Consider the following 18,046-nt stretch of genomic DNA (forward strand, 5'->3'; position numbering starts at 1 on the left):
TGACCGAGAATGGAAGTCCTTATGAAAATGCCATTGCAGAAAGGGTAAACGGGATACTAAAATCAGAATTTGATTTGCATAGCTCAAAAGTTGGTTTTAGGGAAACTACCCAAAAGATAAGAGAAAATATCCAAACCTATAATCAATTAAGGCCCCATGCTAGTTGTGATTATCTAACTCCAGAGCAGGCACACCTGAAACACGGGCCATTGAAAAAAAGATGGAAACCTAAATGGTGCAAACCAAATGAAAAGCAACTTGTATAATTGATACAGGAATAACAAATTTGCGTGTATAGTCTATCTAAAATTAATTCAGTAAACTGTATAGCCATTTCAGGATAAGACATATTTTCCCTGTCAATAGATTCCAGTCCCAGATTGTATCACTGGTCGCCTTAGAAACAATCTCGTATCGTTCTGCACTTTCCCGAAGCGCTGCTTCATTTTTAACGCGTGCAGTGACGTCCCTGAAACTGCATAGATATCCGCCAATTGCAGGATCTTCCGTTAAATTAACCAACAACGTTTCTACCCAGAATGTATCGCCTGCAAGATTTTTACATCTTAGAGGTTCAAGCCTGATCCTGTCAAAAGAATAGATATTTTCAAAATATTTAAGTAGTTTTTCATGGTCCCGCTTATCGACATACTGTAATGAGGAGTGCCCGATAAATTGTTCTGCCATGGCATCTTTACCGAGAAATTTCAATAAGGTCGGATTGAGATAAATGTACCTGAGATCTACGCCGACAACAGCGATCATGTCGCCCCCGTCTTGCACCATTTCCATGAACTTACGCTCCTGCTGCCCTAGTTCAATTTGCTTTAATGGTAATGGCCGGATGCTTGAGATCGTAACTAAAACAGCATTTTTAATTGGTGCATCGATGTCGCTCAGATGCAGTAATACAACCAGATTTTCACCGCCTTTAGTGGTATGAATCTGCTGCTGTTTACGCTCGCCAAACTGAATAGCCGACAAATTATCGTCATTGCCAGACCAAAGCTCGTTAACCTCCATTTGAAGGAATTCTGCTAAGCTGTACCCATATACTCTAACTGCAGCATCATTAACCAGCAGAAACTTCAGAGAGATACGATCATACACCCACATGGGGAGTGGTGACGAATGAAAAAGGAGTTCATTAGTCATGGTAATACAGGGTTATCATATTGTAATTATACAAAAAAATAAACAAAAGAACCCTTCCGTCTGGAAGGGTTCTTTTGTTTAAATGAAATGAATAGGGGGTGTTATTTATAGCTCGCTGCAAGCTTAAGTGCTTCATAAGCATTAACGATCCCACCGCTGATAGAAAGCTCTGCAAAAGGCATAACTTTAGCCTCTTCTCCTTCTTCACCACTGATCTCCACATCATGATTGACTTTTGTTACGGTCTTCATAATGATCTCTTTTACCTGAGCAGCTTTCAGCTTAGGATAGTATGACCTGATTAGCGATGCTAAACCTGCAACTACCGGAGAAGCCATACTCGTACCATTATAAGCCTCATATTTAGAGCCCGGAACAGTCGAGTAAATCTGCACACCTGGTGCAAATACGTCAACTGTTGTTTTACCATAGTTAGAGAAAGAAGCTTTCAGTGTCTTGTCATCTTTAGGCCCCGAAGCACCGACTACTATATAAGCATCGGCAATTCCGCCACCTTCATATCTGCGATCCGGAAAGCTTTTCTCTACGTCCAGGTTCTTATTATCATTTCCTGCAGCCTGAATGATAAGCACATCTTTTGACATTGCATATTTTACCGCATCATCGACTGCTTTTTTATCCCAGGAATATGCTTTACCAAAACTCATGTTTAATACCTTCGCGCCATTCTCTACAGCATAGCGGATTGCATTAGCTACATCTTTATCTCTTTCATCTCCGTCCGGAACACTACGCACACCCATAATCTGCACATGGTCTGCAACGCCTTTTATACCGAGGTTGTTAGTACGGTCTGCCGCAATAATACCGGAAACATGTGTACCGTGACTGGCATCAGGCCCGGCTACATCATTATTACCATAGAAACGCTCTTTGCTATCTGCATAATTATCGCCGACAAGCTCCGGACGCGGATCATAATTCATATTCAGATTGTATGCTAATTGTTTCTGATAATGATCTAATCCTTTCTTAATCTGTGATTCGTAAAAATCTTTATAAGTCGTATTTTCTAACTGGCTCACCATAATACCTTTAAGCCGGTCTTCCATACCTGTTTGTGTCTGAACATTTTTGAAATCTGCCTGATCCGGGTTGTCTTTACCCATCTTTTTCACCATTTCGTCCAACACACCTTTTAAAGCTGAAATATTAGCAACAGCGTTCTCTGCTTCGTCTTTCTGTTTGTCGAAATCTGTTTTAGCTTTCTGATAAGCTTCGAACGCGGGCAGGTCTTCTGCTTTTACGGTTTGTGCAGTCTGCTTATCAAACTTCGCAGAATCTCTTCTTAATATTCTTGTCAATTCAAGCGTTTCGTGGTCCACAGAGCCTTTCGCCGATCCCAGAAAGTTCCAACCATGTACATCATCTATATAGCCGTTTTTATCATCGTCCTTTCCATTTCCTGCAACTTCTTTTTTATTGGTCCAGATTACACTTTTAAGGTCTTCGTGTGTAGTCTCCACACCACCATCCAGTACGCCGACAATCACAGGAACGGCTTTCTTTCCTTTCAATAGTTCTTTATATGCTTTTTCTGTACTGATTCCAAATACGGTATCTTGTTTCAAATCCTGGTTCTGCCAGTTGTTATTCTGCTGTGCAAAAGCGCTAAACCCCAGTCCAAAGGCAAATACAGTACTTAAAGCAGCACGCATCATCAATTTATTCTGTCTTGTATTCATAGTATGTTATAATTAGTCTTAAAACGTAAAACCGGAGAATTATTGTCCCGCCTGACGGCAAGGCGCGAACTGTATTAAAGAATAGTTCCCAGGCCCGGTAATCAAAGTTAAGAATAGAGCTTATTATAAAATAAAAAAACCAGATATTTCTACCTGGTTTTAAATATTATATAGTTGTAAACGGATTATTTCTTCAATAAATCAAATTAAGCGTCAGCGAGTATCGCATAGAAATCACGAATTCTGTTAAAGGACGGATGCAGCGAAACGACATTGCCAAATACAAGTAAGGCCGGGGAAGATATTTTATGATCCTCTACCAGTTCTGCTATCGTGTCTACCACACCAACGAGAATATGCTCATCTACTGTGGAGCCATTTTCAATCACAGCTACCGGAAGTCTTTCTTTACCTTCTTTTTTGAATACCTCAGCAATTTCCCTAATTTTCTCAATTCCCATTAAAACCACAACCGTTGCGTCAGATTTCGCGGCTCCGGTTAAGTCAGCTGAAATTTCGCCGCGGGTATTTACCCCGGACAGAACCCAGAAACTTTCGCTCAATTCACGATAGATCATTGGGATTTTGTGTAAACCAGGAACTCCTGTTGCACTGGAGATACCAGGAATTATTGAAGTTTCAATGCTATAAGATTCCGCGAAATCAACCTCCTCGTAGCCTCTGGCAAATACAAAAGGATCTCCGCTTTTCAAGCGTACCACATGACCGTAGTTGAGTGCGTAATCTACCATAAGCTGGTTTACAGCCTGCTGGGAAAAAGCCTCATCGCCAGTTCTGTTTCCTACAAAAATTTTGATTGCTTTTTCTGGTGCATGATTGAGTAATGCTTCATTCACAAGTGCATCGTATAAAACCACATCAGCACTCTGCAATGCTTTAACACCTTTAAGACTGATCAAATCGGGATCACCAGGTCCTGCACCAAGTAGCGTAATCCGAGGTTCGAGTTGATTGTTTTTGATTTGATTTAAGACCATAAGTAGCTAGATTTTTGTGATTATATATGTCCGTTAACACAAATATAACAAAGTCTATCGATTTACTGGTCTTTTATTCAGAAATAATTTTAAAATCCTTCTTCTCCGTTTAATTCACGCGCAATCACGTCTGCTACAGAGGTTTTAGACAAAACTTCAAGGGTAGCATCCCGGACATCAATAAAAGTTTTACGTATACCACATGTTTTTTCATCGTGGCATTCATCGCATTTTCTGTAGAATTTTAGACTCGCACAGGGAACCATTGCAATAGGCCCGTCCGTAATTCTCAGAATATCTGCCAGATAAATATCAGCTGCATCCTTATTAAGATTGTACCCGCCGCCGGCTCCTTTTTTACTGTATAAGTAGCCTGCATTACGCAAATCCAATAAAATCTGTTCCAGAAATTTCCTTGGAATCATCTCCTGCTCAGCAAGTTTGACAATTTGCATAGGAGGATTTTCGACATTCTTGCCTAAAGCCACCAGAGCTTTAATGGCGTATTTTGTTTTCTTAGACAACATATAGATACAAAGCTAAGAAAAGATTTAGTTATTGTTGAAATACAACAGTTTCATTACCTGCAGCGCACAATATCCCGTATTATATTCTTCTATTTCTTTCACAGACAACAGAATTTGAAAGGGCAATAGTCAGCGTAATAGTCAATATTGGCTATAAAATGCCTGTTAAAAGGGCAAAGTGTGGAGAAAGTCGGCACCTATATGATCTTTAGATAACACTCAAAATACTGATAATCAACGGAATTAATAAATAATGGCACGCTGGCATTATTTTGAAACATGTCTTATCAGAATTAACTATAACATATTTATAAATTTAAAACATATTACTATGAAAAATTTCATTTTATCAGCAGCCCTTTTAGTATTCGCAGGAGTTTCAACCGTTAATGCAAATGAAATTAAATCGCCGTTAGCGATTACAGTACAGCAAGATAGTTCAGCTAAAGTACCGGTTAAACTGGAAGAATTACCACAGCCAGTACAAACTACCCTGAAAGCTGATGCTTATAAAGACTGGGTGCCTACTACTGCATTTTTAATTACCAATGCTGATAAGTCTACTTATTATCAAGTAGATGTGAAAAAAGGAAATGAAGTTGCTTTCCTTAAAGTTGGACAAGACGGTACAGTTATTCAATAACCTTATCCATTTTATTAAAATATAATGATATAAAAGCCGGAAGTTCTCCGGCTTTTGTATTTTTGCCATAATATCAAAGCGGATAATCATGGCGAAAATACTAATTATAGAAGATGACCTCACGTTCTCACAACTACTGGAAGGCTTTCTTAAAAAGCACGGCCATGAACCGGTCATCGTCCATGATGTCAAAAATGCATTCAAATTACTTTCCCAGGATGAATTCCAGTTACTGCTTATAGATTACCGTTTACCTGACGGAAACGGTTTTGATATTTTAGCGCATGTCAGAGAAAAAGGACTGCACAGTCCGATTGTAATCATGACAAGCTTCAATGATGTTCGTACAGCAGTTAAATCTATTCAGCTTGGCGCAATGGATTATATCACCAAGCCTGTCAACCCTGACGAACTGCTGATGATTATTAATTCGGCATTAGATAAGAAAGATATTCCAGATACTAAAGATACTGTTGAACATAGCGATTTTATTAAAGGTAAAAGTGCTACAGCAGATAAATTATATGCACATATTGACCTGGTTGCTCCCACTGACATGTCTGTAATTATACAGGGTGAAAGTGGTACGGGAAAAGAATATGCTGCACGTACTGTACACACACAGAGTAAAAGAAATGGCAAACCATTTATAGCAATAGACTGCGGTGCCCTTTCTAAAGATCTTGCTGCAAGTGAATTATTTGGCCATGTTAAAGGTGCGTTCACTGGAGCTGTTAGTGATAAAAAAGGACAATTCGAAGCCGCCGATGGCGGAACGTTATTCCTTGACGAAGTCGGAAATCTGAGTTACGAAGTACAGGTAAAATTACTGAGGGCACTACAGGAACGGATTATACAGCCGCTGGGCAGTAATAAAAGGATTCCAGTAGATGTCAGAATTATCACAGCGACCAATGATGACCTGCTGAACAGCATCCAGCAGGGAGAATTCAGGGAAGATCTGTATCATCGTCTAAATGAGTTTAAAATCCTTTTACCTGCCTTAAGAGAGCGGGATAAAGATCTGGAGCTTTTCATTGAACATTTTATTAAACTTTCTAATAAGGAACTTGATCGTAATGTAAAGCACCTGGCGCCTGCCGTTAAATCACTTTTATTAAATTATGACTGGCCGGGTAACTTAAGGGAGCTTAAAAATGTAATCAAAAGAATGGTATTACTGACGCCGGGAGATACCGCTGAAATGGAATCGCTTCCGGATGAAATGATCCTTGCAATCAAGCAAAGTCCTAAACCCGGTGGTTCAGATTTAAAAGCAATCAATGAAAGTAATGAGAAAACCCTGATCATAGAGACGCTGATTAAGGTTAAATACAATAAATCAAAAGCTGCAAAGCTGTTAAATATCGATAGAAAAACGCTTTACAGTAAAATGGAGCGCTACGAGATAGAATAATTTACTGCTGCTGTAAGTTTGCAATCTTCTGGTCTACCAATTCAATAAGGGCATTCAATTCTGTAACCATCAATCTGGTCGTATTTGCGTCTTCTACTGTAATAGTACCTGCCCGGTCCAGACTGATCTCCATTAAACGAAATTCCGCAGCTAGTGTTGAGGCCCCCATCTGAGCTGTCCTCCCGGCGATACGGTGGACAATAAGTCTGGCTTCTTCGAACTCTGTCTTTTTCAGTGCTTCCAGCAAGGTCATGCTGTCCTGCTCGCAGTCATCTCTGAACCGGTTTAAAATTTTTAAAAGCAAGTCATTGTCTCCAAAGGTCATCTTTTCGATAACGCTTGTGTCGAAGTCTACCACGCTGGTGGTTATAGCTGGTTGTGTAATAATTTTCTGCGTAACTGGTATTGCTACGGATCCCGGTACCCGGAATACACCTAAAAGATCAGTTTCCCGGAAAGGTTTCATTAGTAAGCCATCAAATCCCTGTGCAAGGACAGACTCCAGTTCTTCCGGCAGGACTTGTGCAGTCATCGCAAATATCTTTACATCTGCAGGAATCTTTCTGCGCATCTGCTGACACAATTCTCTTCCCGAAATTCCAGGCATCCGGATATCCATTAAAATATAACTGACTTCATTATCCCATGGGGCAGACAGCATATCAACAGGACTGTTAAAGCACCGGTACGCAATATTACGCCGTTTAAAAATCACCTCGCACAAGTCTAGAATGAGACTGTCGTCATCGACCACCCAAACACGGCCCTGAACAACCGGCCCCTGCAGTTCAGGCGTATTTTTAGGAAGATCCGTTTCTTCTCCAACCTCCATAGTCAGATATACTGTAAAAGTACTTCCTTCTCCAGGTTTGCTCTTCACATAAATCCTTCCGCCTTGATTCTCTACCAGCGACCGGACAATATTCAATCCCAGACCAGCACCAGCTTTGTTAGTAACCTCTTTATCCGGAGAATCAATCTGCTCAAACTCAATAAATATCCGGTTACTCTGCTCCTCTGTCATTCCGATTCCAGTATCGGTTATAGTGAAAATCATGTGGAGCTGACCACCCTGCCGTTTATCTTCTGCCCGTAATAAAATCTCACCATGAGGCGTAAACTTAATGGCATTACTCAGCAGGTTATACAGAATCTGCTTTAAACGGAACGGATCTCCCATCACAATACCAGAACCGGAAAGATCAACGTCAGTACGCATGATCAGTTTTTTCTGTTCTGCCTGGGGTTTCATAACAAGAATCACATCCTCAAGCAGATCGGCGAGACGGAAAGTCTTGGAACTGAAGGTAAACTTGCCTGATATAATCCGGTTATAATCTAAAATCTCATTGACAATTTGCAACAGGTGTTCTGAGGAACTATAAATCGCATTAATATCCCTTAACTGAGGGTTCGGCTGATTCCTGATAATTTCTGCATAACCAATAATAGATTGAAGGGGCGTCCTGATCTCATGACTCATATTAGACAGAAAGCGCTGTTTCGCCATACTGTGAAATTCGGCTTCATCCCTCGCTTCTTCGAGTTCCTTCCGGTAAAGGTTGCTTCGGGTAATATCAGTGAGAATCAGGTACAACAGAATAACGGTAAGGAGGAAAAATCCGATCATAATGAAGCTGATCCTGCTGATTCCGGTATTAACGACTTCTTTAGCGCGGATTCCATTCTGTTCGATCTGAATAACCACCTCTCCCTCTACCTTACGCAGAATATCCAGCATCTGGTTAATGAGCTTATTATTAGCTTCAGCTAGTACAGCCTCCCGGTCAAGAAACCTCGCACTTTTAATTTTCTGTTCTTCTGCGATTGTCCTCAGGGATTTTTCAAGTCCTCTCGCGATTACAGTATCTGCTGATAGTGAAATTGTATCTCTCTGGATCTTTTCTTCATTTGTCACCTGATAGGAAGTATTCTCTTCCTCTTTTTTCTTTCCAAAAATACGGTTAAAAAGTCCTTTCTTCTTGACCTCATCTACCGGGAAAATAGTTACTGTCGAAGTTTTTTTCTCTGTAGTAACTACAGTGCTATCCTGCGGGCCCGGGCCCTTATTTACCAATTGATTAAGCTTCTGTACTTCATTTCGAAAGGATTGGTTATTAACCAGGCCTTCTCTTACTTTCAGATAATTTACAAATTGCCTGTCACGAATAACCAGCAGGCCCTCAATGGACTTAATCCTACTCAGTTGTACGGAGTCATTCTTATACATACCAGAAAGGGAGTCGAGTAATACACGGAGCTGCCGGGACTCTTTAAAAAACTGATTGTATTTACCAGGGGAACTAAATGCCAGGTTCTTCTGCTGCTGATCAAGACTGGAAACTTTACGGGATACCATATTAACCAAACGGAGTTTATCATTCGGCGCCGATATAGAATTAACGGTATCGAGCATCTCGTCAAAGGCAACCTTACTGACTCCCCAGGCCAGGAACAGCGCACAGAACGCGAGTAAAAAACCCACTATGATTTTTCCTTTGGCAGCACTTAAAAAACTCTTCCTGGTTACATCTGTCATTCAGCCCTGGTTTTAATAATCCGGTAAAGATAACAAAGCCTGTTGTTTTTTGTTCAGTTTTGCCCAGCTTATAAAGCAAACGCTCAGCCCTGATCCAGCATAGTACGGAAGGTTAGATTGATACGGGGAGTTTTCACTTTTACCGTCGGCGGTAATCTATGCAGCCAATGTGTCTGTGTGGTTCCCTGCATAACAAGTAAACTTCCGCTTTCGAGCATCAAATACACGTACTCGCCGGTTGTCTTGTGTTTAAAGGCAAATTTACGAATCGCTCCAAAGCTCAGGGAAGCAATACAGGTGTCTTTACCGAGAGATTTCTCGTCATCACTGTGCCAGGCCATTCCTTCTTGTCCATCATGGTAAAGATTGAGCAGGCAAGAATTAAACTTCTGGCCGGTCTGTGCCTCTACATGATGTTTTAAAACAAGCAGGGCCGGAGTCCAGGCTTTAGCTATTTTTGTAGTCTTCGAATAAGTATACTGAAAAGCTTTGTCTCCATACCAGGCCGCTTTTCTTTTCGTGTAGATATGTTTACCAAATATAATAGCCTCATCGGGCTGCCATTCTATGTCTTCCAGCAGAATTGCAAAAAAAGACTGTGCATCGGCAATACTAAACTGAGATCCGTAATAAAAAACCTCGCCGTCATATGGTAGTATATTCTGCCTCTCCTTTTCTGCTAAAGCTGATTCCCATCCAATCATTGCGCTTTTCCTGTCTGCCCCCCAATGATATTGTCCGAAAGCTCCACTGGATTGAATTACCCGGTGACAGGGAATAAGAAATGCTACAGGGTTCATTCCTATCGCAGTACCTACAGCCCTGGAGGAACCCGCCGCTCCGACGCCAGCTGCAATCTGTCCATATGTGGTTAATTGTCCCGAAGGAATCTTCAGAAGGGTCTCCCATACTTTTAACTGAAAAGGAGTTCCTTTAAGGTGCAATTTTATCTGTTTGAGATGGCTCCAGTCCTGTCCGAAAATATGCAGCGCATTCTGTTGTATGGTGTCTGTCAGCTGTTTGAATACGGCATTCGGGAATCTCTTCTCCAACTGCTGAAACGCAGTTAACGTATCTTCAGCAAAAGCCATATAACAAATTCCAATGGCAGTAGATGCAACCAGCACCTGACCAAATGGGGTCTGGGCAAAGCTGTAATTAATAAGCAGCAAATTACCACCCGTTTTGAATTCTCCGGGGGTCATTCCTTCTATATGAACGAATAAATCATGCAATCTTCCTGTACCCGATAAACCGCTGTCATACGCGGTATCAAATAAACTGTATTGCTTATCCCGGAGAATGCCTTTAGCATGTTCTACTGTCAGGTACTGCAAAAACTTTTTCGGACTTACTCCTGCCCATTCTGTAAATAAACGTTGAAAATGAAATGGACTTAGATGTACACTCTCCGCTATCTCGTCAAGGTCAGGCTGAGTTTTAAAATTCCGGCTGATATAATTAATTGCGGCTTCGATACGTTCGAAATTTGTTTCTTCCTGTGTGTTCATAAGCTTCAGATATTATACAAAGATAAGGCAGGCTGAAACACCCGAAAACCCAAAACTTGCTAAAGTTATCCCATTATACAGGCAAAAACTAAAATCTTATGATTTGGGGAGTTGTTATTAAATATATTAAATTAGACGAACCAAATAGAAATCATGAGAAAACTAAAATTGCAATTGCAGATGAGTGCTGATGGTTATGCCGCAGGTCTTGAAGGAGAACTGGACTGGCTGGTATGGGACTGGGACGATAACCTGAAAGCACATGTCAGTAAACAAACAGAAAATGTTGACTGTATACTGCTCGGCAGAAAACTGGCAGACGGTTTTATCCCACATTGGCAATCTTTACAGGAAAACCCGGAAACAGCGGATGCATCCAGCGAAAAGATGGTCAATACGCCAAAAATTGTTTTCTCTGCGACTGCAAATGCACAGGACTGGAAAAATACCATGGTTATCAGCAGCGATGCGGAAACTTTTATCAGGCAGTTAAAATCTCAGCCAGGAAAAGATATCATGGTTTACGGTGGCTGCAGTTTTGTATCTTATTTAATAGATAGCGGTCTAATTGATGAGTTCCACCTTTACATGAATCCTGTAGCAATTGGTGGAGGTCTGCCTGTTTTCAGAAAGTCCACTGAAAATATTCAACTCCGACTAACTCAGTCACTTTCTTTCAGTTCGGGAATTGTACTGCTTCAATACGAGCCGAAATAATAATTATGCGCCCTTCTTCTTTTGAATATAAAAAATGGAATCATTCAGATAATATTGAAATGTTTTCCTCAATAAATGAGACTGACTACTTTCCTTTTCACTTTCATGATTACTACTGTATTTCCCTTATAACCGGTGGAACGGAGCAGCTGGATACACCAGATGAAAGTTTTTATGCGTTAACAGGGTCTGTGAGTGTAACCCAGGCTAATGAAGTACATAAGAACCAGGCGATTGATAGTTCGGGATACAGTTACCAGACACTGTATGTTAATCCTGATCTGCTGAAATATCACGGAACCGGGAAAAAACCGGAAAGACTAGAGCGCGTTATAAATGATAATATCCTTGCCGGTGAGCTCAGTAATTTATTTGCCGGTCAAAGTTCTCTGGCCAACTTTGAAACCGTATTAAAAAGACTTTCGCAGTACGCTACAAACGAAAAACCGGTAACGGAAAATAGGTTTGCACTGCTGGACGAACTCTGTGAAACCTCTCCTTATCAGCCGGTTAGCCTGGATTGGTTATCAAAACAGTTCTGTATGAGTAAATTCCATTTTGTAAGAGTTTTCAAAGCTGCCAGAGGCATTTCTCCTCAGGCTTATATGATGGTTAAAAGACTCAAAATTGCAAAAGCAATGCTCCTGAAAAGCCAGGATCCCCGACATGTTGCTTTTATGACTGGTTTTTATGATCACGCTCATCTGAATACTGCATTCAAGAGATTTTTTGGTATTACGTTATCCATGATTAAAAAAAGCTAATGAAATCACTTTTCGTACTGAGTACAGGGATACTATTTTTTCTGATCTCTTCATTAAATAATAACCTGCTTGGTCAAAGCAGAAAGTTAACCTATCGGGACAGCTTGATGATGGTTTCTGATAGTATAAGGGTAGATAATATTGTCGTTCATAATTTATTTAAAAGCCAGATTCTTGCGCATCAGAACGGGGCATACGACAGTCTGATGATTGTTAAAAACGTATACCGCCCGCATCAGCAACTTTGGGATGGTTGTTACGGAATGATCTTCGGCGACGAGAATGCTTCCAGGTTTAACAATCCATCGGGAATGATCGCCTGGAATAAAACGTTGTATCCGGAAAACAAAGCTGCTTTTGACCTGAAGACAAGGCAATTGATTTCTATGAATCTTGATTCTATCCTGAAATTTAACCTGCATAAATTCAATCAAATGGTAAAGGTTAAGCCTCAGGCCGTCATCAGCATTTTATTTACCCCATTACAAGGAATTGGTTTTGGTGGGTGTAATGCAGATCAGTTCGCACTGGAGCTCAATTACGCCAATAATAATCTGGACTATACAATCCACAAAGGAATTCCTCATGAATTGAACCACCTTGCTTACGAACCGGGAAGACTTAAAGACCCGCTTAATGAAACTGCTTTGGCACAAGTGATTGACGAGGGATTTGCCTGCTATTTCACCTGGGCATTTTTTGACCGGAAGATAAAAGAACGTGAAGCTGTAGAAAATATGTCAGAAAAAGAGTGGAACTGGTATCTCAAAAATGAAAAGGAAATCTTCAGGCAGGTTAAGGTGTATTTTAATTCCAAAGATGGTAACAATCCTTTGTTGAGAAATGACCAGTTCAAACTATTTCCCAACGCACCTAAAACTCTTTTCTACTGGCTGGGCTTCAGAATTATTCAATCTTATACGGATTTACACGGTCCGGAATCCTGGAAGGATATCTACAAACTACCTATAGCTGAGGTTTTAAATAAAAGCGGATACGAAAAGAAAATGCAGAAATAAAAATCGGCCTTTATACTTTTTGCATCAACCAGCGCTGTAATTATAAATGGATTTTCAATTCCATTTGAATATTACAGCGCTCATAAGGTGTAGCACGCCCCACTACTTTTTCAAATCCTAATTTCTGATATAAATTAATTGCCGGTTTCAACAGGGTGTTACTTTCCAGATATAAGTTCCTTCCACCTAATTCTTTTACCCGGTTTACTATAGTACTCCCCAATAACCAGCCGATATTTTTTCCCTGAGCTTTTGGAGACACCGCCATTTTCGCCAGTTCGTAATCGTATTGCGGGTCATTCATTTTAATCAGCGCACAACTTCCAACCACTTCATCCTGATATAATGCAATAAAGATTTCTCCTCCCCGATCCAAAATATATTCTTTTGGATGATCTAAAGACTGATGATCAGCACTCTCCATTTTAAAATAGGTTGAAATCCATTCTTCATTCAATGCTTTGAAGTCTTTAGCGTATTTTTCCTCAAAGGGCACAATTTTGACATCCTTGGCTTCTCTTAGTTTTTTATGTTCTACAATCCTTTTGTATAATGACTTTTGTTCTAAAAGATATTCCCATTCCTCTATCGCCTCCCAAAGATTGTTTCTGCTGCTTTCCAGAATTTCCTGAACTGCACTTCCAACGTCTACCACCTGCTTTTCAAATTTCTCTGCCATGTCCCGGCCTTTAGCAGATAATCTGATCACATTTCTTCTTCCGTCGTTCTTGTCTTTATTCTCAGTAACAATTTTCTTTTTTGCCATTTCAGAGACGATTTTGCTAACCGAAGGATGAGAATGCCCAATCTGCTGCGCAATTTCGGTAATCGTAAACTCCCCCTGCTGAAGCACATGAAAAACGGGAAACCATTTCGGCTGCAGGTCTACGTCAAATAATTGATATACCTGTGCAGCATCATCTGAAACTTTATCGGAGAGCATCCTAAGTCTTGTGCCAATGGCCATATGCCCTGTTTGATTAAAAAAATCCATTGTATATTTAAATATATTAATTACGTAATCAGTTACGCAAATATATGCAAGATTTACACTATGAAAAAAAATAAATTAGCACGATGATGATTTTCAGCAATTTAATTTAAAAAAAAAGATGTTATTTTTGTTGCGTTTTAGAGAATCGTTGCGTTTATAATAAAAACCTAAAACCAAATAATTATGCGCTACTTACCTCTCCTATGCCTGGTATTTTTCAGTTTCGGATGTTCAAAAGAAAAATTCGACCGGACCGATCCCAAAAACGGGCAGACAACTGAACTTTTTGTCGACCACTTCTATTCTACTGACAATAGCAACATCTACCTTTGGTCGGATAAAAGCTCATCTCCATTATCATTAACAGAGTTTTCGGAGAGGGAAATTGGTTACACTTATAAAGTTAAAGCAAAAGTATATGTGCCGGATGTAGCTCCCCAGGATGGTCCGGACAAGTGGTTCGTACTGGAACAGGTTCTCAGCAAAGAAAAGTATACCGGCAAGGACCCATTTGAAATTTCGCTGCAGATACATAGCATACTTGCCCGTGGACTGGCTTTCAGGAAACTGGACGGCAAATTCATCTACTCCGGTGCTTATGAGCTAAAGCCACTGAATCAGGAGATTGCCAGTCAAATGGATCAGATTCTTTCATTGGCGGAAAAAATGCAAAGCAATGCCGACTATAGTGCTAAAGCCAGAGTAAGGGCTTTAGTTACACATGATCCTGAAAACCCTAACAAAGGTTATATTGTACAACAATTGTTAACTGCTAATCTGTAATCTATTGTTTTGATTTCCGATCAGAAGAAAAATCACCTATTGTAATTGGTAATTTTTTAGCAAATTACAATTGGTGATTAATCTGCATTTAAACAACGCGCCATGTCAAATATTAACCTTATCATAGAAGAAAGAGCGGCAAGTATTGGGAATTTTATGGTGGGCCGGCTATTGCCCTTCCGGGAAAAAAGAATGGTGGGCCCTTTCATTTTTATTGACCACATGGGCCCTGTAAAAATGAATGAAAGGGAAAACTTTGACGTTATGCCACATCCACATATCGGCCTGTCTACGCTTACTTTCCTATTCGAAGGAAGCATTATGCATCGCGACACACTTGGTAACGAAGTCGAGATCAAAGCTGGTGCGGTAAACTGGATGACTGCTGGAAAAGGTATTGTCCATTCAGAACGAACACCTGAATATCTGCGGCATTCTGACAAGGTTATTCATGGTTTACAGATTTGGGTTGCCCTGCCTAAAAAACTGGAAGAGATGGAGCCTGAGTTTTTTCATATTGACGCAGGGCAGTTACCGTCCTGGACAGAGGGTGACCTGCAATATAAACTTATTGCAGGAGAAATATCCGGACACCGGTCTGCAGTCCCTGTGTACAGTAAATTATTTATGCTGCAAATAAAAAGTTCAAGCCGCCAAATCGTTAACATCGGCAAGGAACTTTATGGAGAAGCCGGACTTTATATTTTAGAGGGCAGCATCGAAAGCGACGGCAATACGTACGGTCCGAAACAATTACTGGTAGCTAAACAGAGTTCTTTATGTGAATTTGTTATGGAAGCCGACAGCACAATTTACCTTTTCGGAGGTGATCCTTTTCCAGAACAAAGATTTATAGACTGGAATTTTGTGGCTTCAGATAAAGAATTAATCAATACTGCGAAACAACGTTGGATTGACCAAGCTTTTGATAAGATCAACGGCGATGATACTGAATTTGTTCCCTATCCGGCATTATATAAAAAATAGACGCCATGAACTTATTTTGCGCTGCTAAATTGCTTTTTAAATTCAAGCGGCCCTAATCCAGTCAGTTTGTTAAAAAGCTTATTGAAATAAGACAAACTCTGAAACCCTACACCATAACAAGCTTCTGATACATTAATATCTTGCAATAGCATTGTTTTTGCAAGATTAATCCGGTACTGATTCACAAAATCTGTAAATGTCATATTGGTTTGCTTTTTGAAATATCTGCAAAATGCTGCCGTGCTTAAGCCTATTTTTTCTGCAACCTTATTCACATCTGTATGCTCATGGTAATGCTGATGGATATACTCATAAACACTACCCATCCGGACTTTATCATTTAAGAACAGTTTCAGGCTGGTATCTGTCTCATTAAGTTGGGTGTATTCTTGGCTCCCTGCCAGCAAATTAAAGATTTGAAGTAACTTAATGAGGCGCCCGAAGCTCTGGAGTTGCTGAATCTCTTTTAGTAGCTCTACAGCTTGCTTTTTAGTCTCTCCGTGAAATGAAATTCCAAAAGCCGCTCTTTTAAAAAGTAGTTTTATACTTGCAAATTCAGCGATCCCAGGCAACACATCATTTATAAAACTGTCTTTCAGCTGCACGACAATCTGTTGATAATCGGTCATCAGTCCATAGTCGAAATTAAGGTGTGGGATATTTGACCCGATAAGTACGAGATCACTTTCCATAAAACTCGATATATGCTGTCCAACATGCCTTATTCCGGTTAAGCCCTCAATAAATATCAGTTCAAATTCCGGATGATAGTGCCAGTAAAAATAATTCCTCAAACTCGGAGAAAAAATGCGAAAGGAATGTCCCGGCTCAATCAATACATCTTCTTTCTGAATTTTCATCTTCGTTGTATTATCAATAAGTCATAAAACAAATTTATATAATGATCAATATAGAGCAAAAAGGTGTCATTACGGAGGAAATTCGACATCGTGTTTGACGACAAATTTGTAGGAGCAAACTAAAAGTATAAAATTATGGAAAAAGAAACTATACCTCCAGCAACCAGATCAAATCTAATACATCATGATATTCCAGGAAATCCATCTACTGCGGCAAGTAGCAGTGTAAAGTTAAATGACCGCAGCAGTCGCGAGAAATTACGGGTTCTGTCTGAAGATGACTGGACGTTTTGGATCCGGAACGGATACGTAATCATCAAACAGGCTATCTCATTAGAACAGGCTAAAAAAACGGCAACCTTCTTATGGAACTTCGAGGGTAAAGACTCCGGCAACCCCGAAACCTGGTACACCGCACCATTATCAGAAATGAAAATGAAGGAACTGAGTAATACTGGTATGGTAGAAGTTTATAACCACCAATTATTATGGGAGAACCGTCAGAACAAAAGAATTTATGATGCTTTTTGCGATATCTGGGGGACTGAAAAATTATGGGTGACTATCGATCGCGCCAACCTCAACTTCCCGATTCGTCCCGGCCATGAATATAAAGGATTTATACACTGGGATTATGATCCGGAGACCAAGCCTCAAAATGTACAGGGCGTACTGGCTCTAGTGGACCAAACGGACGAAAATATGGGCGGTTTTCAATGTATCCCGGAACTATATCGTACCTACGATCAGTGGAAACTGACGCAACCTGATGACCGAAATCATTTTAAGCCGGACACGACCGGTCTTACACCGACAAAAGTAAAAATGGAGGCCGGTGACCTCTTGATCTTTAATAGTTCACAACCCCATGGGATCAGGGTGAACAATAGCAAGGATAAAGTCCGGATTGCACAATATATTTCGATGATGCCTGCTGAAGAAGATAACGAGGATATACGGCAATGGAGAATTTCCTCCTGGAGAGAACGGAAAGCACCTGAAGGTTTTGCTTTCCCCGGCGATCCCCTGCAACGGGAGCAACAGTATTCCGCGGCAGAACTTTCCCCTTTGGGTAAGAAACTACGGATCAAGTCAAAAACTTGTGGACTAAGGGTGTTTTTAAGCATAAAGTTGGGTGAGGCGATACAAGAAAAACTCAGTGCTTCTTACTCCTCTAAACTGGCTTCTAAATGCCTTTATCTTTGCATTGAAAGACTCAGCTGAAGCATTCGTGGAACGACTATCAAAGTAGTTTAGGATGGTTTCATAATGGTGCTGAATGGATCTTGAAATCGTATTGAACGACTTAAAGCCTGATTGCCTTACCGCCTCATGCCATTTGGCAAGTCTTGCCAGACCATAAAGTTTGTCGGTGGTTTTCTCGAAGATGTTACTCAGGTTTAGGCTTAAGTTGTAAGCTTGCTTA

Annotated in this window: 18 protein-coding genes; 9 read left to right on the forward strand and 9 right to left on the reverse strand. The window is 40.4% G+C overall.

The window, feature by feature from the left end; genetic code table 11:
• Positions 1–266: integrase core domain-containing protein (locus BM192_RS20360; protein WP_139218455.1), on the forward strand; the 266-nt coding region annotated here is incomplete at its 5' end.
• A gap of 43 nt (positions 267–309) precedes the next feature.
• On the opposite strand, the gene BM192_RS20365 is transcribed toward BM192_RS20360, so the two are convergent.
• From BM192_RS20365 to BM192_RS20380, 4 genes are all read right to left on the reverse strand, one after another.
• Entirely contained in the window at positions 310–1,155 is an 846-nt protein-coding gene (locus BM192_RS20365) for a PAS domain-containing protein (protein WP_083401148.1), read from the reverse strand.
• 101 nt (positions 1,156–1,256) lie between these two features.
• Positions 1,257–2,861 (reverse strand): S8 family peptidase, encoded by a 1,605-nt coding sequence (locus BM192_RS20370; RefSeq protein ID WP_037441553.1) that lies wholly within the window; start codon positions 2,859–2,861, stop codon positions 1,257–1,259.
• A 206-nt stretch (positions 2,862–3,067) separates the two neighbouring features.
• Entirely contained in the window at positions 3,068–3,859 is a 792-nt protein-coding gene (gene cobA, locus BM192_RS20375) for a uroporphyrinogen-III C-methyltransferase (RefSeq protein WP_037441551.1), read from the reverse strand.
• Positions 3,860–3,948: 89 nt separating this feature from the next.
• A complete protein-coding gene (locus tag BM192_RS20380) occupies positions 3,949–4,386 on the reverse strand; it encodes an RrF2 family transcriptional regulator (protein ID WP_037441549.1) in 438 nt (145 codons plus the stop codon).
• 331 nt (positions 4,387–4,717) lie between these two features.
• Here BM192_RS20380 and BM192_RS20385 point away from each other — a divergent pair, with 331 nt between their 5' ends.
• Together BM192_RS20385 and BM192_RS20390 are read left to right on the forward strand one after the other, a co-directional pair.
• Positions 4,718–5,029, forward strand: a complete 312-nt coding sequence (locus tag BM192_RS20385) for a hypothetical protein (RefSeq protein ID WP_037441547.1) — start codon at positions 4,718–4,720, stop codon at positions 5,027–5,029.
• 88 nt (positions 5,030–5,117) lie between these two features.
• Complete coding sequence (locus BM192_RS20390; protein ID WP_037441545.1) at positions 5,118–6,446, forward strand: sigma-54-dependent transcriptional regulator; 1,329 nt, start codon at positions 5,118–5,120, stop codon at positions 6,444–6,446.
• A 1-nt stretch (position 6,447) separates the two neighbouring features.
• Here the strand turns inward: BM192_RS20390 and BM192_RS20395 are convergent, their stop codons facing one another.
• Together BM192_RS20395 and BM192_RS21310 are read right to left on the reverse strand one after the other, a co-directional pair.
• Positions 6,448–8,985 carry a hybrid sensor histidine kinase/response regulator gene (locus BM192_RS20395; RefSeq protein ID WP_037441542.1) on the reverse strand — a complete coding sequence of 846 codons (2,538 nt, stop codon included), beginning with the start codon at positions 8,983–8,985 and terminating at the stop codon, positions 6,448–6,450.
• 83 nt (positions 8,986–9,068) lie between these two features.
• Entirely contained in the window at positions 9,069–10,496 is a 1,428-nt protein-coding gene (locus BM192_RS21310) for a methylated-DNA--[protein]-cysteine S-methyltransferase (RefSeq protein ID WP_070808208.1), read from the reverse strand.
• A 153-nt stretch (positions 10,497–10,649) separates the two neighbouring features.
• Between BM192_RS21310 and BM192_RS20405 the strand changes: the two genes are divergently transcribed.
• The 3 genes from BM192_RS20405 to BM192_RS20415 are packed head-to-tail and all read left to right on the forward strand — an operon-like array spanning position 10,650 to position 12,996.
• Positions 10,650–11,213, forward strand: coding sequence for a dihydrofolate reductase family protein (locus tag BM192_RS20405; protein WP_037441539.1), 564 nt, complete (start codon positions 10,650–10,652; stop codon positions 11,211–11,213).
• 5 nt (positions 11,214–11,218) lie between these two features.
• Positions 11,219–11,977: an AraC family transcriptional regulator gene (locus tag BM192_RS20410; protein WP_037441536.1), complete on the forward strand. Its 759-nt coding sequence runs from the start codon at positions 11,219–11,221 to the stop codon at positions 11,975–11,977.
• Complete coding sequence (locus BM192_RS20415) at positions 11,977–12,996, forward strand: gliding motility protein GldB-related protein (RefSeq protein WP_037441533.1); 1,020 nt, start codon at positions 11,977–11,979, stop codon at positions 12,994–12,996. Before BM192_RS20410 ends, BM192_RS20415 begins: the two co-directional genes overlap by 1 nt.
• Positions 12,997–13,036: 40 nt before the next feature.
• Here BM192_RS20415 and BM192_RS20420 read toward each other — a convergent pair whose 3' ends face one another.
• Positions 13,037–13,990 (reverse strand): bifunctional helix-turn-helix transcriptional regulator/GNAT family N-acetyltransferase, encoded by a 954-nt coding sequence (locus tag BM192_RS20420; RefSeq protein WP_074964124.1) that lies wholly within the window; start codon positions 13,988–13,990, stop codon positions 13,037–13,039.
• A 183-nt stretch (positions 13,991–14,173) separates the two neighbouring features.
• Between BM192_RS20420 and BM192_RS20425 the strand changes: the two genes are divergently transcribed.
• Both BM192_RS20425 and BM192_RS20430 read left to right on the forward strand, forming a co-directional pair.
• The gene (locus BM192_RS20425; protein WP_037441530.1) at positions 14,174–14,773 is read left to right on the forward strand and encodes a hypothetical protein; all 600 of its coding nucleotides are present in this window, start codon (positions 14,174–14,176) and stop codon (positions 14,771–14,773) included.
• Positions 14,774–14,875: 102 nt separating this feature from the next.
• Complete coding sequence (locus tag BM192_RS20430; RefSeq protein ID WP_037441527.1) at positions 14,876–15,760, forward strand: pirin family protein; 885 nt, start codon at positions 14,876–14,878, stop codon at positions 15,758–15,760.
• 11 nt (positions 15,761–15,771) lie between these two features.
• On the opposite strand, the gene BM192_RS20435 is transcribed toward BM192_RS20430, so the two are convergent.
• Positions 15,772–16,620: a helix-turn-helix domain-containing protein gene (locus tag BM192_RS20435; RefSeq protein ID WP_037441525.1), complete on the reverse strand. Its 849-nt coding sequence runs from the start codon at positions 16,618–16,620 to the stop codon at positions 15,772–15,774.
• Positions 16,621–16,755: 135 nt separating this feature from the next.
• Here BM192_RS20435 and BM192_RS20440 point away from each other — a divergent pair, with 135 nt between their 5' ends.
• A complete protein-coding gene (locus BM192_RS20440) occupies positions 16,756–17,844 on the forward strand; it encodes a phytanoyl-CoA dioxygenase family protein (RefSeq protein WP_083401149.1) in 1,089 nt (362 codons plus the stop codon).
• Here the strand turns inward: BM192_RS20440 and BM192_RS20445 are convergent.
• Complete coding sequence (locus tag BM192_RS20445; RefSeq protein WP_317040255.1) at positions 17,740–18,018, reverse strand: transposase; 279 nt, start codon at positions 18,016–18,018, stop codon at positions 17,740–17,742. The genes BM192_RS20440 and BM192_RS20445 overlap by 105 nt on opposite strands.
• Between the last annotated feature and the right edge of the window lie 28 nt (positions 18,019–18,046).

It is taken from the genome of Pedobacter antarcticus (genome assembly GCF_900112985.1).
Lineage (GTDB): Bacteria > Bacteroidota > Bacteroidia > Sphingobacteriales > Sphingobacteriaceae > Pedobacter > Pedobacter antarcticus.